This is a genomic window from Streptomyces sp. NPDC054863, assembly GCF_053610825.1.
In genome coordinates this window covers 21,483-45,512 of sequence record NZ_JBSGZD010000017.1, presented here as the reverse complement: position 1 = coordinate 45,512, position 24,030 = coordinate 21,483, and the positions used below count along the sequence as shown (strand labels likewise).

General features: G+C 67.0%; 17 protein-coding genes and 4 pseudogenes. 14 read left to right on the top strand and 7 right to left on the bottom strand.

Annotated features, from left to right (window positions below):
- A pseudogene (locus ACWGIG_RS06015) lies at positions 1-360 on the top strand (MFS transporter); the annotation flags it as partial.
- A 6-nt stretch (positions 361-366) separates the two neighbouring features.
- On the opposite strand, the gene ACWGIG_RS06010 reads toward ACWGIG_RS06015, so the two are convergent.
- Both ACWGIG_RS06010 and ACWGIG_RS06005 read right to left on the bottom strand, forming a co-directional pair.
- Positions 367-1,062, bottom strand: a complete 696-nt coding sequence (locus ACWGIG_RS06010) for a hypothetical protein (protein WP_453320308.1) — start codon at positions 1,060-1,062, stop codon at positions 367-369.
- 139 nt (positions 1,063-1,201) lie between these two features.
- Entirely contained in the window at positions 1,202-2,251 is a 1,050-nt protein-coding gene (locus ACWGIG_RS06005; protein WP_453320307.1) for a YihY/virulence factor BrkB family protein, read from the bottom strand.
- A gap of 219 nt (positions 2,252-2,470) precedes the next feature.
- Here ACWGIG_RS06005 and ACWGIG_RS06000 point away from each other — a divergent pair, with 219 nt between their 5' ends.
- Both ACWGIG_RS06000 and ACWGIG_RS05995 read left to right on the top strand, forming a co-directional pair.
- Positions 2,471-2,794, top strand: a complete 324-nt coding sequence (locus tag ACWGIG_RS06000) for an L-rhamnose mutarotase (RefSeq protein ID WP_453320306.1) — start codon at positions 2,471-2,473, stop codon at positions 2,792-2,794.
- Positions 2,795-2,834: 40 nt separating this feature from the next.
- Positions 2,835-3,083, top strand: a pseudogene (locus tag ACWGIG_RS05995) (GntR family transcriptional regulator); the annotation flags it as partial.
- A gap of 270 nt (positions 3,084-3,353) precedes the next feature.
- On the opposite strand, the gene ACWGIG_RS05990 reads toward ACWGIG_RS05995, so the two are convergent.
- Together ACWGIG_RS05990 and ACWGIG_RS05985 are read right to left on the bottom strand one after the other, a co-directional pair.
- The gene (locus ACWGIG_RS05990) at positions 3,354-4,616 is read right to left on the bottom strand and encodes an MFS transporter (RefSeq protein ID WP_453320305.1); all 1,263 of its coding nucleotides are present in this window, start codon (positions 4,614-4,616) and stop codon (positions 3,354-3,356) included.
- The gene (locus tag ACWGIG_RS05985) at positions 4,544-5,500 is read right to left on the bottom strand and encodes a DMT family transporter (protein WP_453320320.1); all 957 of its coding nucleotides are present in this window, start codon (positions 5,498-5,500) and stop codon (positions 4,544-4,546) included. The genes ACWGIG_RS05990 and ACWGIG_RS05985 overlap by 73 nt, the downstream gene beginning before the upstream one ends.
- Before the next feature lie 127 nt (positions 5,501-5,627).
- Here ACWGIG_RS05985 and ACWGIG_RS05980 point away from each other — a divergent pair, with 127 nt between their 5' ends.
- The 9 genes and pseudogenes from ACWGIG_RS05980 to ACWGIG_RS05940 all read left to right on the top strand — a co-directional run bounded on the left by ACWGIG_RS05980 (position 5,628) and on the right by ACWGIG_RS05940 (position 18,982).
- Positions 5,628-6,527, top strand: coding sequence for a LysR family transcriptional regulator (locus ACWGIG_RS05980; protein ID WP_453320304.1), 900 nt, complete (start codon positions 5,628-5,630; stop codon positions 6,525-6,527).
- A 316-nt stretch (positions 6,528-6,843) separates the two neighbouring features.
- Positions 6,844-6,936 (top strand): annotated as a pseudogene (locus ACWGIG_RS05975) (IS5/IS1182 family transposase); the annotation flags it as partial.
- A gap of 1,216 nt (positions 6,937-8,152) precedes the next feature.
- Positions 8,153-12,409 (top strand): golvesin C-terminal-like domain-containing protein, encoded by a 4,257-nt coding sequence (locus tag ACWGIG_RS05970; protein WP_453320303.1) that lies wholly within the window; start codon positions 8,153-8,155, stop codon positions 12,407-12,409.
- A 931-nt stretch (positions 12,410-13,340) separates the two neighbouring features.
- Complete coding sequence (locus ACWGIG_RS05965; protein ID WP_453320302.1) at positions 13,341-14,252, top strand: hypothetical protein; 912 nt, start codon at positions 13,341-13,343, stop codon at positions 14,250-14,252.
- Positions 14,253-14,573: 321 nt separating this feature from the next.
- Entirely contained in the window at positions 14,574-15,665 is a 1,092-nt protein-coding gene (locus ACWGIG_RS05960; protein WP_453320301.1) for a peptidoglycan-binding protein, read from the top strand.
- Positions 15,662-16,372 carry an ABC transporter ATP-binding protein gene (locus ACWGIG_RS05955; protein ID WP_453320300.1) on the top strand — a complete coding sequence of 237 codons (711 nt, stop codon included), beginning with the start codon at positions 15,662-15,664 and terminating at the stop codon, positions 16,370-16,372. The genes ACWGIG_RS05960 and ACWGIG_RS05955 overlap by 4 nt, the downstream gene beginning before the upstream one ends.
- 65 nt (positions 16,373-16,437) lie before the next feature.
- Complete coding sequence (locus tag ACWGIG_RS05950) at positions 16,438-17,637, top strand: ABC transporter permease (protein WP_453320299.1); 1,200 nt, start codon at positions 16,438-16,440, stop codon at positions 17,635-17,637.
- A 147-nt stretch (positions 17,638-17,784) separates the two neighbouring features.
- On the top strand, positions 17,785-18,267 hold the full coding sequence (locus ACWGIG_RS05945; protein WP_453320298.1) for a hypothetical protein: 483 nt from the start codon (positions 17,785-17,787) through the stop codon (positions 18,265-18,267).
- A gap of 202 nt (positions 18,268-18,469) precedes the next feature.
- On the top strand, positions 18,470-18,982 hold the full coding sequence (locus ACWGIG_RS05940) for a hypothetical protein (protein ID WP_453320297.1): 513 nt from the start codon (positions 18,470-18,472) through the stop codon (positions 18,980-18,982).
- A gap of 233 nt (positions 18,983-19,215) precedes the next feature.
- Here the strand turns inward: ACWGIG_RS05940 and ACWGIG_RS05935 are convergent.
- Together ACWGIG_RS05935 and ACWGIG_RS05930 are read right to left on the bottom strand one after the other, a co-directional pair.
- Positions 19,216-19,611, bottom strand: a pseudogene (locus ACWGIG_RS05935) (transposase); the annotation flags it as partial.
- Between the two features lie 26 nt (positions 19,612-19,637).
- Entirely contained in the window at positions 19,638-21,293 is a 1,656-nt protein-coding gene (locus ACWGIG_RS05930) for an MFS transporter (RefSeq protein WP_453320296.1), read from the bottom strand.
- A 360-nt stretch (positions 21,294-21,653) separates the two neighbouring features.
- Between ACWGIG_RS05930 and ACWGIG_RS05925 the strand changes: the two genes are divergently transcribed.
- Both ACWGIG_RS05925 and ACWGIG_RS05920 read left to right on the top strand, forming a co-directional pair.
- On the top strand, positions 21,654-22,229 hold the full coding sequence (locus ACWGIG_RS05925; protein WP_453320295.1) for a hypothetical protein: 576 nt from the start codon (positions 21,654-21,656) through the stop codon (positions 22,227-22,229).
- Positions 22,226-22,867: an OmpA family protein gene (locus tag ACWGIG_RS05920; RefSeq protein ID WP_453320294.1), complete on the top strand. Its 642-nt coding sequence runs from the start codon at positions 22,226-22,228 to the stop codon at positions 22,865-22,867. Before ACWGIG_RS05925 ends, ACWGIG_RS05920 begins: the two co-directional genes overlap by 4 nt.
- A 105-nt stretch (positions 22,868-22,972) precedes the next feature.
- Here the strand turns inward: ACWGIG_RS05920 and ACWGIG_RS05915 are convergent, their stop codons facing one another.
- A complete protein-coding gene (locus ACWGIG_RS05915) occupies positions 22,973-23,884 on the bottom strand; it encodes a helix-turn-helix domain-containing protein (RefSeq protein WP_453320293.1) in 912 nt (303 codons plus the stop codon).
- Positions 23,885-24,030 lie beyond the last annotated feature (146 nt).

Genomic DNA, 24,030 nt, shown 5'->3' with positions numbered 1-24,030 from the left:
TCGCGGGCGGGGTCGCTGCCGCTGTTCCTGACCGGCTTCGTCGCCCTCTTCCTCTTCTCGGGGGTCGGCAACGGCTCCACGTACAAGATGATCCCCGGGATCTTCCACACGAAGGCGGAACGCGAAACGGCGGCGGGGGCGGACCCGGTCGAGGCCGGGAACCGCTCCCGCCGCCGGGCGAGCGCCGTGATCGGCATCGCGGGCGCGGTGGGCGCGTTGGGCGGGGTGCTGGTGAACATCGCGTTCCGGCAGTCCTTCCTCACGGAAGGGACGGGCGACGCGGCGTACCTGGCGTTCCTCGCGTACTACGTGCTGTGCCTGGTGGTGACCTGGGGGGTCTACCTCAGGCGGCGCGGCTGATCCGGTTCAGCCCTGCGGGCCGCGGCGGCGCAGGACCGCGAAGCCGAGGCCGGCCGCACCGGCGGCGGCCAGACCGCCGCCGGCCGCGAGGAGGGTGGCGTCGGGTGCGCCGGAGGTGGCGGAGACGTTCTCCGCGCCGGCCTTGACGCCGCCCTTGGGGAGGACCTTGTGCTGGTCGGGCGCGGGCTGCACGGGCGGTATCTGCTTGTGCGGGTGGTTCGTGTGCGGGTGGTTCGCGTGCGTGTGCGTGTCCTTGTGCGGCTGGGGCGTCGGCTTCGGCCGGGGCTTCGGCTTGTCCACCGGGCTGATCCAGGACACGACGTTGCCGTCCGGGTTCAACACCACGAACATTCCGTTCAGCTCACCCTTGGCAGGCTTCCCGTCGGTGCTGACGAGGGTGCCGACCTCGGCGCCGTTGGCCGTCACGACGGCCTTGTAGGAGTTCTCGCCGGTCTTGTAGATCTTGGCGGTGGAGCCGTCGACCAGCTTCACGGAGCGGACGAAGGACGGCTGAGGAGTCTTGTCCTTCTGCCCGTCCTCGTCGCCCTTGTTCCGGTCGCCCTTGTCGGGGGTGCTGACCGTGTCGTCCTTGGGCGTGGGGGCTCCGTCGTCCGCGAAGGCGGCACCCATCGGGAGGGCGAAGGCCACAGTCACTCCGGTGGCGACGGCGGCGGTGCGGAAGGTGCTGCGGCTGATGCTCATGGGAATGGCGCTCCATGTTCTTCGTGCGGTGTCCTGCGGTGTCCTGCTGACACCCACGAAGCTACGGATCCCATATGTGTGTCATACGTAGGGAACGTAACGAAACTCACCAAAACGCCCATCGTGCAGGTAACCGGGCTCACAGGCCGGACTGGTCGGCCTGCTTCCGCTTCCGGTCCCTGCGCAGCCTGGCCGGCCACTTCTGGGTGTCGCGCGGCTCCACGTACGGCTCCTCGCTCACCGGAAGCCCGGCGCTGATCGCCCGCTGCCGGGCCAGCTCGGCGTCGAACTCCAGCCCCAGCAGGATCGCCAGATTCGACAGCCACAGCCACACCAGGAAGATGATCACGCCCGCGAGGGCCCCGTACGTCTTGTTGTACGAGCCGAAATTCGCGACGTAGAGCGCGAAGCCCCCGGAAGCGGCCAGCCACAGCAGTACGGCCAGCACGCTTCCCGGACTCACCCAGCGGAACCCGCGCCCGCGCACATTCGGCGCCGACCAGAACAGCAGCGCGATCATCAGCACCACCAGCAACAGCAGCACCGGCCACTTCGCGATCGACCAGACCGTCACGGCCTCCTCGCCCAGCCCCATGGCCTCGCCCACCCAGGCTGCCACGGAGCCGGTGAGCACCACGATCACCGCACTCAGCGCGAGGAGCAGCATCATCAGCACGGTCAGCCCCACCCGCAACGGGGTCACCTTCCACACCGGACGCCCCTCCGGCATGTCGTAGATCGCGTTCGACGTCCGTATGAAGGCCCCCACGTACGCCGACGCCGACCACACCGCCGCCAGCAGACCGACGATCGCGACGACTCCGCTCGTACCGCCACTGTTCCGCAGCTGCTCGACGGCCTGCGTGAGGATGTCCTTCACCGCGCCGGGGGCGAGGCTCTGCACGTTGTCCAGCACGGTCTTCGTCGCGGACTCGCCGATCACGCCGAGGAGCGAGACCAGGACGAGCACGGCGGGAAAGACGGAGAGCACTCCGTAATAGGTGAGCGAGGCGGCCCTGTCGGGCAGCTCGTCCTCCAGGAACTCCTTGCCGGTACGACGCAGGACAGCCCACCAGGAACGGCTGGGGAGGTCGGTGGGGTCGTCGACCGGTCCCGGACGGCGGGATTCTTCCTGCTCTTCCTGCTCTTCCTGCTCTTCCTGCGCGGGGCGGTTCTCGTTGTCGGCCATGGAGTGCGGGTATCCCCGGGCGGGTCGATTACGCGGTCCGGGACGGGGAAACGGGACGCCGGGCCCGGCGCTCCGGGCAGCAGCCCTCCAGGAAATCAGCGCGAGCTGAGGCCCGTGGTGAGTACGGGCCAGGAGCCCACCCCTTGGACCTGATTCCTCGGCAGCCTCTCGCCGTATCCGTACTTTTCCTATACGTTCCGGAGCGGGAGGTGATCTTGCATGGAGCGGATCGCACAAGTCATCAGGGTCAGGCCCGAGAAGCTCGCCGAGTACCGGGAGTTGCACGCGGCGGTGCCCGAACCGGTCCTCGCCCGGCTGCGCGCCAGCCACATCGCCAACTACTCGATCCACCTGCTCGGCGACCGGCTCTTCAGCTACTTCGAGTACCACGGCGCCGACCTCGCCGCCGACCTCGCCGTGCTGGCCGAAGACCCGGCGACCCAGGAGTGGTGGAAGCTCACCGACCCCTGCCAGGAACGCGTGCCGGAAGCCCGCGACGGCGAGTGGTGGGCAGCTGCGGAGCAGGTCTTCCTCATGGAATGAGGCGATTCTCGGCGATCAACTGCACCTGGGACAAAGCCCCATGAGCGAGCGCCAAGTACTGGCCGACAGCGTCCACGAGGCCGCCAAGGCGATGGTCATGGACCACCGGACAGAGCCCGGCGCCCGCGTCGGCATCGAATCCCCCGCCCGTACGCTCCGGGTCTCGCCCACCCCGGTGCGCGAGGCCCTGGCCCGGCTGGAGTCCGACGGCCTGGTCACCAAGCGTTCCCCGGCCGGCTACCGGGCGACCGAACTCCTCACCCCGCAGGGCCCGGAGCGGGCGGCCGAGTCGATGGCCGACCACCTCACCAGGAGCCTGGAACGCCGACGCGAGAGGCGGACGTCCCGGGGGACCTGACGGGAGCGGCTTCAGAGGGGCCGTTGCGCGAGACCGGCGTCCCGCCGCAGCGCGGCAGGACCTCCGCAATCCGACAGCTCGTCCTCCAAGCCCAGGCCCCGGTCATCGCGAAGGCCCTCGGTTGCCACGCCAAGACAGCCACCCGCATGGTCACGACGTCCACCGGCGCCCGAGCTTGAGCAACAGGGGAAAGAAGCGGGGCTAGGACTTCCCTGCCCGGATCCCGATGGACGTCTCCTGCTGCGGCAGTTCGCTCCGCCTGCGCACCGGAGAGAGGCAGATCGGCAGGAACGCCGCTGTCAGGAAGGCGCCACCTGCCCAGAGTGCTGCGTGCACCGAGGCCACCTCGCCGATCAGGCCCGCTATGGCCGAGCCGATGGCCAGGGCCCCGGTGAGCAGGAAGCGGAAGGTTGCGTTCATGCGGCCCAGCAGCGAATCCGCGGTCATCTGCTGGCGCAGGCTGACGCCGAGCACGTTGTTCATGCCGGTCTTGAACATGACCAGCAGCCATCCCGTCCCTGCCAGCCACAGCCCGGGACCGCGGTCGACGAGCGGCACGAGCAGTCCCGCGGGGGCCAGGACCAGGCCGAGCAGGCCGAGCGAGCGGCCGTAGCCGAGACGGGCGGCGAAGGGCCGGGCGCAGCGGGCTCCCAGCAGGAGACCGACGCCGCCCGCCGCCCAGAACAGGCCCAGCACGCTCTCCGGGAGACCGAGTTCACGAACGAAGAGGACCGGAAGCATCGTGTTGACCATCGCGGAGCCGAGGTTGGTGAGGGAAGCGGAGAAGGCGAGCGCCCGCAGCTCCCGGTTTCCGAGTACGTGCCACAGCCCTTCCCTGATCTGCGCGGCCAGTCGAACAGGCTGCTCCGGCCGCGGAGGCGCCGGCGCACGGCCGATGGCGGTCAGCCGCAGGGCCGAGGCCAGATGGCTCACGGCGGTCACGGCAATCACCGCCGGCGCAGTGAGTAGTTGGACGAGCCCGCCGCCGGCTCCGCGTCCGGCCACATTGGCGGTGGCTATCAGGGTCATCACGGCGGCATTCGCCTGTACGAGGCCGTCGCGGCGGACCAGTTGCGGCAGCACGCTCTGCGAGCCGACGTCGAAGAAGACCGTGGCGCAGCCGTTCAGCAGCACGACCGCGTACAGCTGTCCGAGGGTGAGCGCGTCCAGCGACCAGGCCAGCGGGACGGAGGCGAGCAGTACGGCTCGCGCCAGATCCGCGGCGATCAGGACCCGCCGATGGCGCATCCGGTCCACCCACGCTCCGGCGGGCAGGCCGATGAGCAGGAAGGCGAGCGTGCTCAGGGTGGCGAGAGCGCCGACCTGCCCGGGGCCGGCATTCAGCGCGGAGACGGCGAGCAACGGGATGGCCACATAGCCGATGTTCGTGCCTAGCTGGCTGAGTGTGGTGGCGGTGAAGAGGGTGCGGAAGTCGCGTTGCTGCCAGGGGGAGTTGGGTCGCATGATCCGTTCATTCGGTGGTTGGCTTCGCGGGCGGCCTCGGGCCCCTGGCTGCGGCTGAGCCCGACGCCGAGGAGTACCACGGCCATCCCCGCGACGATCCGCGCGCTCAGTTGCTCGTCAAGGACGAGTGCGCCCAGCGCGAGCGAGACGACCGGCAGCAGATAGCCGACGGTGGCGGCCGCCGTGGGGCCCTCGGTCGCGATGATCTGGGAGTTGAGATGGAAGGTGATCCCGGTGCCGAAGATGCCGAGGACGATGACGGCGATCACCGCGCTGAGGCTGGGACCTGCCGGGGCCGCCGGTCCGGCGGGCAGCGCGAGCGTGGTCAGGCCCGTCGCCATGAGCAGCTGAGCCGCGGAGAGGGCAAGCGGTGAGGAGCCTCGCAGGCTGAGGAAGCGGGCCATGTAGGCGAAGGCGACGGCATAGCTGGCCCCCGCCCCGAGCAGGATCAGGGCGCCCCCGCTGGCCGGCCCCGACTGCTGCCAGGGCGCGAAGATCAGCAGCAGGCCGGCGAAGCCGATCAGCAGCCCGCTCAGGCGCCGCGGGCCCCGCCCACGGTCCGTACCGAGGCCGAGGCCGATCAGCAGCGACCACAGAGGGGTCGTGGCGTTGAGGACGCCGGCCACCCCGGAGTCGACGTGCCGCGAACCGAGGCTGAAGAGGAAGAACGGCAGCGCGTTGCAGAAGAAGGCAGCCGTCACGAGATGCCCCCAGACCCGGCGCTCGCGCGGCATCCGCTGGCGCGCGGCGCGGGCCAGGACCAGCAGCACGCCGGTGCCGAGGGCACAGCGGATGACGGTGATGTGCAGCGGGGCCAGGCCGCCGTTGAGCGCGACCTTGATCAGGAGGAAGCCCGAGCCCCAGAGCAGGGCAAGGACGGCCATGCGGAGATGGGTGCCGCTTCGGCCACTGCGCACGGTCGCCTCCTGGTGAGGGTGTTTCCCTCACGGTGTCCCGGGCCCACCCATAAGACAAGCGAAGAGATCTTCAGGAAGGGTTAAGCTCAGCTACATGCTTGATGTGCGACGTATGCAGGTACTGAGAGCCGTGGTCACCAGCGGGTCGGTCTCCGCGGCTGCCCGGAATCTCGGCTACACGCCCTCGGCCGTCAGCCAGCAGATGGCCGTGCTGGAGCGCGAGGCCGGCATCGCGCTGCTGGAGCGGACCGGGCGGGGCGTACGGCCGACGGATGCCGGGAGGCTGCTCACCGATTACGCCGCGGCCATCGGCCAGCAGGTCGCGGAGGCGGAGACCGCGCTGGCCGGCCTCCGGGAGGGGCGCACGGGACGGGTCGCGGTCCGCTATTTCGCCACGGCCGGGGCCCCGCTGCTGGCTCCCGCGCTGGCGGAGCTGCGCCGCGAGCAGCCGGGCGTGCAGGTCGAGCTGAAGCTGAGCGATCCGCACGACCCGCTGCCGGAAGTGCGGGAGGGCACGGCCGATCTGGCACTCGTGGTCCGGGCGCGGGAGCGGGTGGCTGTTGAGGGCATCCGCCTCGTACATCTGCTCGACGACAGCTATGACGCTGTGCTGCCCAAGGGCCATCGGCTGGCCGGGAAGCGGGTGCTTGAGCTGGCCGATCTCGCCGATGAGCCGTGGATCGCCAGCGACCGTCCTGGCCCCTGCCTGGAACCGGTACTCAAGGCCTGCGGTGCGGCCGGCTTCACTCCCGATTTCGTGGTGGACAGCGAGGACCATGCCACGGCGCAGGGCTTCATCGCCGCCGGGCTCGGCATCGGCGTGATCCCCCGGCTGGGGATCGGCAGCCGGCATCCCGGCGTGTTCGTACGCAAGATCCGTAATCCGGAGCCGGTCCGCTCGATCTGGGCGGCCGTGCGGGAATCCGCACCGGCCACCCCCGCCCTGAGCGGACTGCTCGCCTCGCTGCGCGCCTGCGCTGTCCAACGGAAATGATTCGTCTGCCAGATCCGGTCACACTGCACCATCGAGCCGGGTCATCTCTGCAACGGACTTACTGCTGACGCGCTCGATCGGACCCGCCAGAGCCACGGCGAAGGCCTGACCGTACGGCGGCTCACGGCGCGGTGCGAGGCGAAGGCTTCGCCCATCCGTCTTAAGACCGTGTTCTGCACGGTCAGTTGAGTGGTGGGCTGGTCATAGGGAGGGGCCGGTGGGGGGGGGTGAACACTCGACGATGAGGCGGTCTTCGCCGCGGTCGTCCATGTGCTGGTCAGCGGCTGTGCCTGGCGGGCCCTCCGGGTGAGGGCCGAAGAAGGGGGGCGAACTTCCAGGTCCGAGCCCCGTGGACCGAGGCAGGCCCGGTTCCAGGACGCACGTCCTGTCGGACGCGGACGGACCGCCCCCCTCGCCATGGACCAGCGTGGTCCCGAGGGGGTGGGTGCGGAAGGTCGGTCGTTCTCGGGAAGGCCACCCTGAACGGGCTCGTCGGCCCCCTCTACCGGCATGCTCCACGCGGTGAGTGTTGCGGATGTATTACGAACTGAGTCTAGTTGCGGCGACGCTCGGGCACCTTCGATGGAGTGCGTCCTGAATCTCAATGGGACGGGGGCTGCAATGCAACTGTTCCGCCTCGTGCTGATTTGCCGCATTCCATTGACCTGTTGAAGTCGACGCCTGGCGGCTGAAGTTGACGCCATGCGGAGATAGTCGAACCCGGACGTCGTACTGCCAGTACCAAAGGTTCGTCGTCAGGCGGGAACGCGCGGAGCGCCTACGAGGTGTCTTATGCAACCTTCCTGACGAATTCTCAGTGGCCGCCCAGTGATTGCGATGGGCATTGAGAGAGGTGGAAGGGGCGACTTCAGTCGCGTAACGTTCGGTGCCGTCCGGGCCTGGGACAGACCAACCAGGGTCGTACGGGGAAGAGCAATTCGCGCGGGGGAAGAAGTAATGGGGCTGTTGGTTCTCGTGCCACAGGTGATTGTGCTCGCTCCTGTGCTGTACATACGGAGAACTCTGCATGATACGCAGGGGCGCAGCTATCGACACTCGCATCCCTGTAGGTGTTGCAGCTTTCTGTGAGCCTGTATCAATGGTGCCCGCAGTGGTAGGCAGCTCTGCTTGGTGCGCTAGCTCGTCGGCATCTCGAAGAAGCGTGGCCCAGCATTCAGTGGGGCCTTCGTGTTCTGTCATCGCGTGCTTATTGGCAGTTGGGGCTGCGCCGGGTCAGAGGGCTGTTTTCGCGCTCTGGGTTCTCGGCCGGCAGTACACGTGCAGCCGCTGCCACACCCCGGCCCCGCTTCATTCCCACAACCGCCGCCCCCGCAGGTAGGCGGGGCCGATGGCGGTTTTCCTCGCGGTCGTTCCTCTTTCCAGTCTTCGACCTGGCATCTGGCCCGGATCCAGTACAGGTCGGGTTTTCCCCTGCCGCCGTGGCGGGGTTCCATCAATGAGATACGGGGAAGTTTCTCTTGAGTTCCATCAGACGGACACGCATACAGGGAGCCGCTGTGGCTGTCTGCGCGGCCTTGACCGGCGGCTTGCTCCAAGCCGTACCAGCGGCTGCCGCGCCGGCCCCCGCTGCCAAAGACGTTGCGCCCCCTGCCGATTCCGCGGGTGTGGACAGTCCGGACCAGAAGCTGGGCAAGGGCTGGAAGGCCTCCAGGGACCGAGCCGTGACCGGTGCGGCCGACGCGAAGGCCTTCAAGATTCTCGTCGCGGACGAGGCGAAGGCCTACGCGTGGAAGACGGTCGCGGCGCTGTCAGAGCCTGGGCTGCCCGCCGACTCCTGGATCGGTAACCAGTGCGTCATGGACGAATCCCATGTCGCGGCCGTCTATGCCCCGCGTGCGTTCACGAACAAGCCCCACCTGATGCAGGGCGGCGCGTTCACGGCGATCGTGAACACCAAGACGGGTGAGGTGACGAAGCTTCCGTTCACGGCCACGCTCGCCTACTTCGACCCCACCTGCAACACCACGACACACACCGCTGCCTTCACCCAGTACCGCGACATGAACGACGTGGCACAGGTGAAGACACAGGTGATCACCGTGGACACGGCCGGCAAGACGGTTGCCACGACGGGGGAGCTGCGCGGACAGGTGTCCTCGGCAGCACCGGTGAAGGACGGTGTGGTCGCCGGTCTCGGCCGCGATCTCGTCCACATCAACGGCAAGGGGAAGGTCCGCCAACTCGCCAAGGGCGACAGCGTCCCCTTCGACATCAGCCCCATGGCAAATGGCCGGGTCGGCTTCGTGGACCGCAAGGCCACCAAGACGGCGCAGGCAAAGGTGTACGGCGGCAGCGGCAAGCCGCTCACCGTCGCCACCGGACCTCTCGGAGACCTCGACCTGGTGCCCGGCACGCAGGGCCGCGTCTTCCTCACCGGCAGCCCCCAGAACGTCAAGGTCCGGGGGAGCGGAATCACCCAGCTCGACGCGCCGGCCGACACCGACATCTCTTCCCACGGCCACCTCGCCGTCGCCCCCGTCCTCACTCCCGGCGTCCGCGCCGGGCTGACCCGCATCCAGGCGGCCGGGAAGGGCTTCGACAAGGCCAACGAGCCCGAGGCGGGGGTGCGTTCGCGCTCCGGGACGGCTCCCGGGACGACGAACGACAGCACGCTGACCGTCAAGTCGACCGTCACGACGACCGGCGAGGAGGTCAAGCAGCAGGTCGCCGCACCACAGCAGAGCACCGGCAGCGGCCTGTCCCCCGCGCTGACCGGCGACACCAAGCCCCGGAAGTTGGCGAGCGCTCCGGCGGCTGCCGGAGCCGTCTCCCACGACCCGCGTGACACCGACCGCTGGTGCTCCGTCTCCCGCAACGACATGGATGCCCAGGCATTGCAGCCGACGCCCAACCAGGTCGAGTGGGCGGTGGGCATGGCTGTGCGGGGCGAGCTGCGCGGCAACTGGATACGCCAGGGCGGCTACCGCAGCCAGGCAGGGCTCGGCACGATCGACCCGCAGGGCCTGTTCCCCCGCCCCACGCTCAACGGCGGCGGCCGTATCCCCGTCAACGTCCTGCTCGGCATCCTGGCGCAGGAGTCCAACCTGTGGCAGGCCGAATCCGGCGCGGTCCCGGGCCAGATGGGCAACCCCCTCGCCGCCGTGGACGGCTACTACGGCCACAGCACCAAGGACACCCTGCTGGGCTACTGGCGCATCAACTGGGAGAAGTCGGACTGCGGTTACGGCGTGGGCCAGGTCACCGACGGCATGCGCCTGGCGGGGCATGAGAAGAAGGAGGAAACCAGCAGCACCGATCCGAAGCTGCAGAAGCTCATCGCGATCGACTACGCCTCCAACATCGCAGCCTCCCTGAAGATCCTCGCCGACAAGTGGAACGAGGTGCACGCGCCCGGGCAGAAGATCACGGTCAACAACGACGACCCCGCCCGCGTGGAGAACTGGTTCACGGCCGCCTGGAACTACAACCTCGGCTTCAACCCCAAGTCGGAGGCCGGCAAGAACGGCGGACGCTGGGGCCTGGGCTGGTACAACAACCCCGCCAACCCCATGTACAAGAAGGGTGCCTGGGACCACCCGTTCATGGACACCAGCCTCAACCCGAACTACATCCGCGACGCGGCGCGCCCGCAGGACTGGCCGTACCAGATGAAGGTGATGGGCTGGGCCGCCCATTCCATCGATGCCGGTTTCTCCTACGGCACCGACGGCCGCCAGGACTGGAAGGGCGATGCCGGGTTCTCCACGGCCGGATTCCGGCCCGCCTGGTGGACCACCATTGCGCAGCGCTCTCGCGTGAGCCCTTCGATCGACGCCTTCTGCAACGAGAAGAACAACTGCAACGCAGCCAACCCGATCGACTGCCCCGACGAAGCCTGCTACCGGCAGTTCTGGTGGAACCAGGAGAACGTGACGTGGAAACCCGACTGCGACCAGACATGCGGTAACGAGAACATCAAGTACGCCACCCTGCGCTCTGAGCCCGGCAACGGCTACCGGCTGAAGAACGGCGAGCCGGTATGCGGCACTGCGCCCGCGGGGTCGGACGTCGTCACCTCCATCCCCACCGGCACCGAGACGTGGTCAACGTGCGGGAAGGCGACATCGACGGGCTCGTTCCAGTTCACCTTTCACCCTGACTGGGACAAGCATTACGAGGCCAAGGCCGACCTGTATTCGATAGGCGGCGGGCACGGCGGCCATTTCTGGTACACCCACACCCGTGACGAGGACCACCTCGGCGGTGAGGGGAACCGGATGACCATTGAGGGCGAGTGGACTGCGGGCAAGAAGTACGACCTCGCCGCCGTCTATGCGTACATCCCCGACACCGGGGCACAGACCCGGGACGCGAAGTACGTCATCAGCGGTGCGTCCGGCGGCCCGTACGAGCGTTACGTCAGCCAGGACGCGAACAACGGCCAGTGGGTGTCGCTCGGTGCGTACAAGTTCACCTCAACGCCGAAGGTGACACTGTCGAACTACTCGAAGAAGGGCACTGCCGACCGCGACGTCGCCTGGAACTCGGTGGCGTTCAAGCCGATCAAGGGCAAGTTCGTCCACCGCTCCCTGACAGCGGCTGCGATCTTCGACCCGAACCAGGAACTGAACTCCAACTGGCCTGTGTCGCCAGAGCTCAAAACCCCCGTCCGATCGATGAAGTCGCTCTACGACTGGGGCATGGGCCTTGCCTACCGCGGCCCCGCTTGGAATGACCCCGGGTCAGGTGAAGACCGCGGTATGTCCGGGGAATCGCGCTGTCCGGCGGCGAAGGCAGCCAAGGGCTGCACTGGGCAGAAGACGTGGGACGAGGCCGACCGGTGGGCCAAGGACATCAAGGCAGGCGGGTGGGTGCCGCGCGCAGACGGGTCCGCCCCGGGGATGTCGATCCCTCGGTGGATGGCCATGTCCAACGACCGTCCCGATTCGTCCAAGCCGGCATCCGAGGCGTACAAGGACCCGAACAGCTACAAGATCAAGTCCGATGTGAACGTGACGTTCGTCGTCGGCGAGGACGGAAAGATCGTTGACGGCAGCGTGGGATCGAACTACAGCGCCCGCGTCGGAAACGCTCACCTCCCTCACTTCGTCACGAAGGTCATCAAGGCGATCGAGGCGGACTACGGAATCCTTGCGCCAGACATCGACTACACCACGCAGGATGCACTGGAATACGGCAACGTCTATACCTCGCACCCTTACACGGACGGCAACACTCCTGGGCAGGCGTACTTCCCTCACTTCCGAGCCGCGCGGCTCGACGAGGCCAAGCAATGCGTGGACTTTCGCGCCGTCGGCGGCGGTGTGCACGGATACCGTGCAATGATCGGCCAGAAGTCAGTGAACGACAACGTGAAGGCGTGGCTGGACAAGGTAGATGCGAGCCCGGAGACGAACCCTGCGGTCAAACGGTTCGCCGGCGACGTCTACTCGATGTTCTTCAAGAACACCGGTTCGTTGAACAACATGAGCGGTTCCGTTATCGGCAACGCTCCTCCGATCTGGCAGGACATCGCCGCAGCCTTCTGCGCCGACGGCACCGTGAAACCCACGCACCTGCAGAAGAATGAAGATGCAAAGCCGTCCAACGGTATCGTCTTCCAGTCCTACATGCCTGATCTCTACCTGTACATCGACGACCAGCTGACGGACAATCTTGGCGGTAAGTCGAACCGTCGGGTCAGTGGTGGGGACTGGAGGAACTTCTCCAACTTCCCTGCCACCGCTCCCAAGGGCAACGCCTACGCCAGTTGCGATGCGTTCCACCGCGGCAGCGGCGGCAATCCGTGGCGCACGGATGCCCCGGTTCCGATATTCGGTGACACCCCCGGAAACCGGCCGGACAGTGTGGTGCACTGTGACGAGGCAGAGATCAAGTTCACCGAAAACCTCACCCGCTGACCGGGCTGGGCGCCAGGTGATCTAGCCAAGAATGGGGGGAGGAGACGGCCTGCTCCGGCCCTCCCCCCTTCTACGTCAACGGAGAATCTTGCATGGGTTTCCTCTACATAGCCTTCATCGCCTTCTACATCTACGTTCCGCTCGCGCTCCTGCTGTGTGTAAGGGTCGCCAAAAGGACCACGGCAAAGACCGGCTGGCTGTTGGCCTTCCTGTTTGTCGGTCTCCCTGTCATCCTGCTAGTCATCCGTGCTAAGACAGTTGCAACTTAATTTAGCGACTCTGCTGCTGGTGGATCGACGGAGAACCGCTGTTCCTGGCCTGCTCGCTCTGGCGACAGGTCGGCGACAACGGCGACGTGTGTGATGCCGGATCAGCATTACTGCCTGTCCGCCGACTTACCCGGCCGGCGGCGCGGTTGCTGTGCGCGCGTTGGCGATCAGCTCGCTCATCCGCTGTATGCCGGGGTGGGCCGCCTTGTTTCTGCTTTCTGTCACGCCCCTCCTGAGTCCTGCCCACTCCGAGAAAGTTCCATATGGGTACGGGAGTTGATGACGCCCGGATCCGGATCTGCACCGTGATTCTCATGTGGCTCGCTGTCAGAGCCGGGTGTCTTCGGTCCCACGAGACGTTTTGTGCAAGGCTCTTGAGGAATATCCGGTGAGCGCAGAACTGGCATGTGAGCTGGTCGCACGAGGTGGAATTGCCAAGTTCAATCACGTAATGTGCCAGAGTCGTCTGGGGCGGGGTCTCCTTTCAGGAGACGCCACGCGAGGGCCTTACTTCTTCTCCCCTCAGGGCTGAACTTCAATTCAGGTCATCCCGCATGAGCTGCCCCAGGGTTTCAGATCCGTGCGAGACAGTCATCCGTGCGAGACAGTCACTGACCTCGACTTCCTTATGTTCACTCTCATTTCCCCAGAAGGTGTTTTAGATGTCTGTTCTCCGCGCAGGTAAGTTCTGCCTGGCTACCAGTGCTGTTCTGGTTCTCACCGCCTGCTCCGGCATGCTGACCGGAGATGATGGAGCCTCGGGAACGTCCGTCAGCGGGGCGGGGTTCGATGAGAGGGACCCTGCGACGTGGAAGCTTCCGGTCGAGTCCTACATGCTGTCCGCCACTGATCAAGAACAGCTCAGCAAGGCGCAGGCCATGCTGACCGAGGACTGCATGGAACGATTCGGGTTCCGGTGGAAGCCTGCTCCCGACCTTCCCGCGATGGGCCCCAAGACATTGACGGACTGGCGCTACGGCATCCACGACGGCGACTTGGCCAAGGAGCGCGGATACAGGCCGGCAGCCGACGAACAGGCTGCCTATAACAAGGCAATGGAAGCCGGGGCCGTGGACGAGACACCGGGCGACAGCATCGAGTCGAAAGTACTCAGCGGTCAGGTGAACAAGGCCGGCGGCAAGGACGTCCCGGCCGGCGGCTGTACCGGCGAGGCCGCCCGTCAGGTGCAGGGAGACGGCTCGCACATGTCCACGCTGCCTCAGGACATCGCCAACGAGGCGTTCTTGCGGTCGAAGAAGGAACCGGCCGTCATCAAGGCCTTCGCTCGGTGGTCGGCATGCATGAAGGAGAGCGGCTACGCCTACAAGGAACCTCTCGACGCCAGTGACGACCCGCAGTTCAGCTCGAACGAGGTGACGCGACAGGAAATCGCGACTGCCACGGCGGACATCGGGTGCCGCGAGCGCACCAAGGTCGCCACGATCTGGTTCGAGGCCGAGTCGGCGCTGCAGAGCAAGGAGATCGAGAAGAAGGCCGAATCCCTGGACAAGACGAAGAAGGACATGGACGCAGCGGTGAAGAAGACGGCGAGCGTCCTCGCCCGGACCCGATAGGCCTGCGATCCGATGACGAAGAACATCCCGAACCCTGAACCGGGGACAGCGCCGGAACACCCTCAGGGCGGCAACGACCTCTCTGCGGGCAATGCTGCTGACGGGCGTGTGGGCGGGAGCAGCTCACCGGCACGTGCCAGTGGGTCTGCCCGGAGGTCGCGCACGTCCGGCATGGCCCGGCGCCGTCGGCTGCTGCTGATGGCGGTGGCCGGTGCCGTGGTCATGGCCGCGGGCGGTGTGGGAGCCGCTTCCCTCATTCGGTCCCCGGCCCAGGTCGCGGCCGAGACGGCACCGCCTGCGCCGGACACACTGACCGCGCCGGTGCAGCAGCGGGTGCTGGCCATGAGCCTGATTACCCGCGGGAAGGTGACAGCCTCTCAGATGGTGGACGTCGCCGGTGACGGAGCAGGCGGCGAGGGTGCGGCCCGCGCGGTAATCACAAAGGTCAAGGTCAAGGCGGGCGACACAGTGCCGTTCGGGACAGTGCTCGTGGAGGTCTCCGGCCGCCCGATCTTCACGCTCAAGGGTGCGTTGCCCGCCTACCGGGATCTGCAGCGGGGCCTGCGAGGAGATGACGTGGCCCAGTTGCAGCGGGCGCTCGCCGCGCTCGGCCACGGACGGGGCGGGGACCGACAGGGCTATTTCGGTACTGGCACACAGGCAGCGGTCCGTGCCTTCTACAAGTCGATCGGTTACGAACCGGCCCCTGGCGCCGGCCAGAGCCCGCCTGCGGATTCGCCGAGCAAGCCCGCCAAGGGGGATGCCGCGCGCAGGCCCACCCAGCAGCACAGCTCAGGTGAACCAGGGGCATCCGTTCCGGCGGCGGAAGTGGTGTACCTCGATGCGGCGGCGGCCAAAGCCGAATCCGTGACCGCCGCGGTCGGTGCGGCGCCCGGAGACAAGCTCCTGACGCTGAGCGCAGGGGACACGGTCGTCGAGGGAAGCCTCGCGCTCCACGAAAAGGACCTCGTCCGTACCGGGCAGAAGGTGCAGATCCTGTCCGAGGTCACTGGCAAGACCGCATCGGGTTCCGTCACGGCCGTGAGCAAGACCCCTGCAGAGCAGCGCAAGGGAGAAGAGCAGGCCGCCGAGCGCTACACCGTGCGCATCACACCGGACAGGTCACTGCCCAAGGAATTCGTCGGCCAGGACGTCCGGCTGACCATCACGGCCGCCTCCTCGAAAGGCAAGGTACTCGTCGTGCCTTCGTCAGCCATTTCCACCGGAGCCGACGGACGTACGACCGTCTCAGTACAAGACGCCCCGGGGCAGCAACGCCGCGTGGAGGTCCGTACCGGCATGTCCGGTGACGGATACGTAGAGATCACGGTCAGGGGCGACGGCAGGCTCCGTGCGGGTTCCTCCGTCATCGTCGGCACCGATACCCGCCCTGCCGCCCGGGAGCCACGGTGACAGGACATCCGCATTCTGCCCCGGTCATCGAATTCCGCGGCATCAGCCTCACCTATCCCGGGCCGCCCCCGGTGGAGGCGCTCAAACTCTGCGATCTGATCATCCGGCACGGTGAGTACGTCACGGTCGTAGGTCCGTCAGGGTCGGGCAAGTCGTCATTCCTCAACGTGGCGGGCCTGCTCGATACACCGACCACGGGACGCTACCTCTTGGACGGCATCGACACCCAAGCCGTCAAGGACACGCAGCGCACCGGTCTGCGCGGCTCCCGGATCGGCTTCGTCTTCCAGGCCTTTCAGCTGCTGTCCCACCGCAGCGCCCGGGAGAACGTGGAGCTGTCCATGGTCTACGGCCGTGTCCCGCGCAAAGCCCGAGCCCAGCGGGCAGAGGAAGCACTGCACCGGGTCGGCCTGGCGCACCGCGTCGATGCACTGCCCACCCGGCTCTCGGGTGGCGAACGCCAACGCGTCGCCATCGCCCGCGCGTTGGCCGCCCAGCCGTCCCTACTGCTGTGCGACGAACCCACGGGAAATCTGGACACCGAAACAGCCGGCGCCATCCTCGATCTGCTCGACAAGCTGAACCAGAGCGGCATGACCATCATGGTGATCACCCACGACAGGCAGGTAGCCGCACGCGGTCAGCGCACCGTGACCATCCGCGACGGGGTACTGAGCACTGGAACACCACCTTTGGCGCGTACATGAACCACGCACTCGCTCCCTCGGGGAAGAGACGACGTCGCCCTGCCCGCACCCTCGCTGGGTCTTCCATGTCCTGGCGTGACCTGCTGGCCGAAGCCCTGGCAGGCGTACTGCAACGTCCCGCCCGCTCCGCGCTGACCGCCCTCGGAACGGTCCTGGGCGTCGGCGCATTCATCGCCGTACTCGGCCTCACGGCCACGGCTACCTCCCAGATCGACACCCACTTCAGCGAACTCACCGCAACCGAGGTCTCGGTGGCGGACACCGGCGGCGACGATTCTGGCCACGTTCGCCTTGCATTTCCCACGGACGCGGATGCCCGGATCGAGGCACTCAACGGCGTCACGGCGGCCGGGATCCACTGGAAGGTACGACTCAGCGCCGAGCAGCCGGTGAGCACCACCCCGAACAACACCGCAGACAACGCAGCCGCCCGCACCCAAGTGACCGCTGTATCACCCGGGCTCCTACGCGCGGCGGGACCACACATGGCACAGGGCCGCACCTTCGACGCCTTCCACGACGACAAGCGCCAACAAGTGGCCGTGCTCGGAAGCTCCACCGCAGCACGTCTGGGAATCACCACGCTCAAGACACAGCCCGCCGTGTTCATCGGCGACGTCCCCTTCACGGTGATCGGGATTCTCGACGACGTCGACCGCAAACCCGACCTGCTGATGTCCGTAATGGTGCCGCGCGGCACAGCCGAACATGTCTGGGGACCGCCCAGCGACGAACGCGCCGGCATGCTGATCGCCACCGAACTCGGTGCCGCCACCCAGATCGCCGACGAAGCCGCTCTGGCCCTGCGACCCGACCACCCCGAGTACTTCAAAGCCACCCCACCCCCTGACCCCAAAGCCCTGCGCTCGATGGTCAGCGACGACCTCGGACGGCTCTTCCTGGTCCTGGCCGGCGTGTGCTTGGTCATCGGCGCCGTCGGCATCGCCAACACCACCCTCGTCGCCGTCATGGAACGCACCGGAGAGATCGGACTGCGCCGTGCACTCGGCGCCAGAGGTAAACACATCACCTTCCAGTTCCTCTCGGAATCGGCAGCACTAGGTCTGCTCGGCGGACTGGTCGGCACCTCACTCGGCACCATCAGCGTCGTCGTCGTATCGCTGGTACGGGAGTGGACCCCGGTCATCCATCCCCTGGCTGTGGTCACCGCCCCTGCGCTGGGGCTTTTCACCGGGCTGCTGGCCGGTCTCTACCCGGCCTGGCGCGCCTCCCGCATCACGCCTGCAGAAGCCCTGCGCCGCTGATCTCGGACATCAAGTCCTGCCGCCTGCACCCCGGGGCTGCCCACTCACGCCGAATTCATCGGCGTCACTGACTCCCACCGGACTCTTGCAGAGAACCGGGTGGGCCACAAAAAGAAATCCCAAAACGACACCTTAAGGTGGAACGTCTTGAAGCCGCACACCCGCAAATTGGCGCGCACACTCGGCTTGGCAGCAGCTCTGCCAATCCTGCTGCTCAGCACACCGTCTACCGCTGTAGCGGAAAAAGGAGACTACTATGAGGGTGAAGTAGAGAACTTCTTCAACGCTGAGGCGTGCACGCCCTATTCGAAATACAAGTTCAGGTTCTACCACAACTCAAAGCTTGGCGGGTCCTTCCGCAATATCGGTTACACGCAGATGAACTTGGGGGCGGCACGGCTACCCGGTGCCGAACAGCCACTGCTTTTCTGCGCGAATACTGGTGCCGGTAGCGGCCGGAGCACGAAGAACAATGCTGCATCGGCGCGCAACTACCACCCCACTTACAAGGGGCACGTCTTCTTCAATGCCGGTTGGAAGGGTGCAGTGGATATCACTGGGCCCGGGACCTATTTCAACAAGCTGACTCACACCTACAACAACAACGCCTCGTTCGCCTGGCGTTCCTAAGCGGTCAGGCGGTGACGCATCCGGCTGGTCTGCTCTGCGGACTGGCCGGCGCCTCGCTCCCTGCGCCACTGAGGCTCGCACCCTTCACCCCCGCTGCACGTCCCGTACTCCACGGCCCCACAGACTCCCACCGAGCTCTTGAAGAGAACCGGTAGGAGAGCAAAAAGCAACACAGAAAAACAACCCTAAGGTGGAACGTCTCATGAAGCTGCACATGTGCAGGTTGACACGCACTCTCGGTGTGGCAGCAGGTCTGCCCGTCCTGCTGATCAGCGCACCGTCCATCGCTGTAGCGGATGAAAATGGCGACGGTGCGACCTCGCTTGCATACCCCCAGTCCAACTACGGCGAAGTAGAAAATTACTTCAGTGAGGAGGCGTGCACGCCCTATTCGAAGTTCAAGTTCAGGTTCTACTTCAAATCCAAGCTGGGTGGAGCATTCCGCAACGTCGGTTACACGCACATGAACCTGGGTGCCTCCTTGCTGCCGTACGACTCGCAGCCCCTCACGTTCTGTAAGAGCACTGGTGACGGTAGCGGTCAGGGTGTGAAGAACGGCGCCGCTTCCGCGCGCAACTACCACGCCACTTACAAGGGGCACGTTTTCTCGAACTCCAGCTGGAAGGGGGCGGTGGACATCACTGCACCCGGGACCTATTTCAACAAGCTGACCCACACCTACAACGACAACGCCTCGTTCGCCTGGCGTTCCTAAGCTGGGCGTCTCTCTCGGCGAGATTACTTCTTGTTGAAGGAATTTGTTTGCCTGACAAGGGGTACGGCCGCCCGTGATCCTTCGGAGTGTCGAGCTTCGAAGTGTCACGGAACGGCCGTGGATATGAGTGTGCGGGACGGAATATCTCACGTACCCATTGAGCCCTTTCCCACCTCACGTTGATGCGTGGTGAAGGACGATGACGGCCGCCACCACGCAGGTTGTGCGGTTGGTGCGGAGAGTCCCACGCGGAGGGGCGGTCCGTCCGCGTCCGGCAGGACGTGCGTCCTGGAACCGGGCCTGCCTCGGTCCACGGGGCTCGGACCTGGAAGTTCGCCCCCCCTTTTCGGCCTCACCCGGGCGGAGCCGAGCACTGCCCTTGACAGGTCGACCAGGCCCCGCTCGTCCAGGAGTGGGAGAACTCTCCGGTGCAGCCGACCGCACAGGCCGGCCCGCGACCGGATGACGGACCGCCGGAGCACGGTCGCCTTCGATGCCCCGAATCACGGCGGCAGGGCCCGCCAGGCACAGCCGCTGACCAGCACATGGACGACCGCGGCGAAGACCGCCTCATCGTCGAAGTTCACCACCCCGCCGCCCTGCGGACGCACACGCGGCGTCGGCAGCAAAGCACTTCGTCATCCTCGTGAGCGGATCACGCATCGGCCCCGGAGCGAGGGGTCGCCCCAGCGGCTGAGCGGCTGCCCCCTCGACCCCTGTCCCTGTCCCTGTCCCTGTTTCTGTCCGGTCCGGGACGCAGGGCGATCGTCAGCACCGCTGCGCCGAGGAGCGTGATCAGCATGATCCAGACCGCGCCGACGTGCATGGCGTGAAGGAACGCGTCATCGGCGGCGTGCGCGAGAGCGGGCCGGTCGGTCGTGGTGGCGATGTGCCGGGCCTGTTCGGCGGAGACCCGCGCCCGGTCCTGTACCGGCCCGGGTACCTCGCTCAGCGAGGGTTCGATCGCGCGCCGGTACACGATCGACATGATCGTGCCGCCCACCGCGATCCCGATCACGCTGCCGGTCTGTCGCACGGTGTTGGTGACGGCAGACCCGGCACCGGCCCGTTCCAACGGCAGGGAGCTGATCAGTGCTGCCGTCACCGGGCCGATCACCATGCCGATCGCAAGGCCCTGGACGAGCAGCAGGACCTCGATCCGGACGAGCGGGGTGTGCAGTCCGAGGAACCCGTACGCGCCCATGGTCAGCGCCGCCACGACGAGCGCCGGTGCGGCGACGGCCCGCAGCGACCAGCGGCGTACCAGACGCGCGCCGAGGGGCCCTCCGAGGACCGCACCGAGCGCGGTCGGAAGACTGGCCAGACCCGCCTCCATCGGGGAGAAGCCGCGTACGCCCTGCAGATAGAACGCGTGGTAGAAGGTGACGGCGGCGATGGCGAAGAGGAGCAGTCCGAGCGCCGCGTTGCCGCCGCCGAAGGCGCGTTGCGCGAGCAGTCGGGGATCGAAGCCGGGCGCCTTGACGCGCAGCTCGACGAGTACGAAGGCGGCCAGCAGGATCAGCCCGACGGCGATCGGCAGCCAGACGTCCGCACGCCCCCAGGCGGCCACCTGCCCCGCACGGATCAGCCCGTAGGCCAATGCCGCGAGCCCGCTGATCGACAGCAGCATCCCGGCCGGGTCCAGCGGACGCAGGACGGGACTGCGGAAATTCGGAACCAGCAAGACGATCCCGACCAACGCCAGCACCACGACCGGAGCGTTGACCAGAAAGACCGAGCCCCACCAGAAATGGTCGAGCAGCAGCCCCGCCAGTACCGGTCCCGCCGCCATTCCGACACCGGCGGACGTCGAGGAAATGGCGATGGCGGTCGTCCGCGCGGGGCCGGTGAAGGTCCACATGAGGATGGCCAGGTTGGCGGGCATGATCAGGGCGCTGCCCACGCCCATCGCGGCCCGAGCGGCAATCAGTTGGCCTGCGTCGCCTGCGTACGCCGCCCACACCGAGGATCCGGCGAATATCACCAATCCGGTGGCGAGCACGGTCCGGTGACCGAAGCGGTCCCCCAGTGCGCCTGCGGTGAACATCAAAGCGGCGAAGGCCAGGGTGTACGAGCCGGTGGCCCATTGAAGCTCGGCCGGACCGGCATCCAGCCCACGGACCGGGTCCGCGAGGGTCTCCAAGGTGATGCTCAGGACGGTGTTGTCCAGCCAGATCAGCAGCGAGCACACCATGAGAACGGCAAGGATCAATTGCTGCCTGGACTTCGGCAATTCTGGGGATGCGGTCATGAATACCCTCGGATGTGATCGATAAAAGCGCGATGCGAGGGGACCGTAGGTAATCGCCACGCCCTTGTCAATTCCCGGCCGAGCCTCAACGGCCGCCCATTGTCGGCGAGTTGGCGAGGCCATATCGCGAAGCCCCTGTCAATTCCGAAGGCCCTCAGGGAATTCCTGTCGTTAACGGGTCGCCAGGCCATGAATTCACGCTCCTGTCAATTCCTGAGCACGTGAACAAGAAGTCGGAATTTGCCGGTCGGTGGGGTGGGGTGGCTTCTGTGGAGGTTTCATGTGCGCCATGCATCTCCCGAGGGTGCAGGGTTCGCATGCGCTACTGTGCAACGCGTTGCAGTGGACGGGTTACGAGGGGGAAGCGCGATGCGTGAGATACAGGGCTGGACCGGGCGTGGACACCGAAGTCGGCATGGTGTGGCGCAAGTCGGGACGAGGGTGGCCGCCGTCGGCATCGTTGCGTTCGTAACGCTTTCGCTGGGCGGATGCGGGGGTGGCGGCTCGGGCGGCGACTCGGGAGGTGCGCAGGAGGCCAAGAAGCCGGCCGCCGAAGCGCCGGGCGCCGCAAAGCCGGGTGCCGCGGCCCCCAAGGGCATGGGTCTGGAGATGAAGGGCGCGAACGGCGCGGTGCTCACCATCGACTCCGTGCAGCGGTACGAGGGCGGGGTGGTGACCGTCCGCGGCGAGATGCGCAACGACGGCAAGTCGGCGCTGAACACCGACCACTGGACCGGCGGCAACGACCTGTCGCTGAAGAACGGCTACTCCTCCTCGGGTGCCTCCCTGGCGGACCTCAAGGGCAAGAAGCGCTACTACCCGCTGCGGGACACCGAGGGCAACTGCCTGTGCAACCAGTTCCACACGGTCTTCCAGCCCGGTGACAAGGCCCCGGTTTACGTCCAGTTCCCGGCGCCGCCGGAGGGCACCACGGAGGTCGACTTCGCCATGCCGACCTTCGGTACCGTCCCCGTCAAGATCACGGTCGCGCAGTGAGGCCCGCGACGACGGCACGCAGCGCTGCCGCCCGGCTCGCGGCCTGCGCGCTCACCGCCGTGTGCCTGACGACTCTCCTCGGTCTGCACGACGCCCCCGCGGCCCGCGCCGAACCCTCGCCCAGCGCCCCGCCCAAACCGCCGCCCGTCCCGGTCGATCCGCACGCCGAGGTCCTGGAACTGAAGGACGGCGCGAAGCTGGCCCCTCCCGTGGTGGTCGACATCCTCTCGGTCTCCGGAGACCTGTCCGGCGACTCGGGGCGCGAGGAATCGAACGACGACATCAAGCTGACCCTCCAGTCCGAGGTCCTCTTCGCCAAGGACAGCGCGAAGCTGAGCAGCCGCGCCGACGCCCGGATCGCCGAGGTCGCCCAGGAGATCAAGGAGAACGGCCCCCGGAAGGTCAAGGTCCACGGCTTCACCGACGACCTGGGGACGTACGCCCACGGCAAGGCTCTCTCCACGAAGCGCGCCGAGGCCGTGCGCAAGGCGCTCGCCGCGAAGTTGGGCGCATCCGGGGTCGCCTACGAGACGGCAGGCAAGAGCGAGGACGACCCCGTCGCGGACAACTCCACCGAGGAGGGCCGGAAGAAGAACCGACGGGTGGAGATCTCGTTCGGGCGGGGGAGGGAGGGATAGGTACAGCCGACCGAGGTGTCCGGGGCCGGCCCGAGGCCAGGGCCGGTACGTCCGGTCAGGTGTGATCCGTGGCGCGCAGGGCTTGCGCGAGCTCGGTACGTCCGGTCAGGTGTGAGCCGGGGCGCGCAGGGCTCGCGCCAGCCACTCCAGCTCCTCGGACGAGTCGGGGGACGAGAGCTGTCCGCGCACGCGGGCGACGAGCCTGCGGTAGTGCTCCGCTCCCGCCTCGATCCCGGCCTCCAGGCTCAGCAGTACGGCGGCCCGGTCGGTGTCGCCGAACAGCTCGGACAGCACTTCGACCGCTGCCGGGCCCTCGGGGCCGATCCCGCGTTCTCTCACCTCCGCGACGGTCTGCACGACCTGCCTGGCCCACCAGATGGACGCCCCGGGGGCACGACTCTGCCCCGGTACGGGCGTGTTGAGCACCATCCATGTGCGCATCCGGGCGCGGAAGCCGGGGTCCCGCACCAGCTCGGCCAGCTCGATCCAGGCGTCCACCTGGTCGGGAGTGGGGTCGTCGGGCAGTTCGATGCTGAAGGTGCGCAGGCGGTCACGCAAGTGCGGATCGACGTCGAGACCGCCGAACACCTCCTCCTTGAACTCGTCGACGATCTGCTTGCGTTCGGCGGCGGACAGCCGTGCCAACCGGTTCATCAGTGCTGTCTCCTCGGCGGTCGAACCACGTTTCGATACGGTCGACAGGACGGCCCGGCTCACCTTGAGGGAGCGGATCTGCGCGTCGAGCGCGGCCACGTGCGCGTCGGCGACCTCGGCGACCGTGGTGCGGCCGTTCAGTACGCGGCACACGTCGTCGAGCCCGAGTCCCAGCTCCCGCAGGGTGCGCACCAGCTCGACGCGGGCCACGGACCCGGCGTCGTACAGCCGGTAGCCGCTCGCGGAGCGGGCCACGGGCGGCACCGCTCCCTCGTCCGACCAGAAGCGCAGGGTGCGCACCGGCAGGCCGGTGCGGTGCGCGAGCCGGCCGATGGTGAGCATGTCGGGGCGTTCGTCTTCCATGGGTGAGATCCTGGACCCTCCAGCCGCTGGAGACTCAAGTGCCCCGGAGCTCCGCCCAGTTGGGTGAGGATCCGACGGGCAACTTGGGGAGGGCTGTGGGCGGCGGCCGGTGCGCCGACATCGGCTCGATTCTGATCTCGATTTCT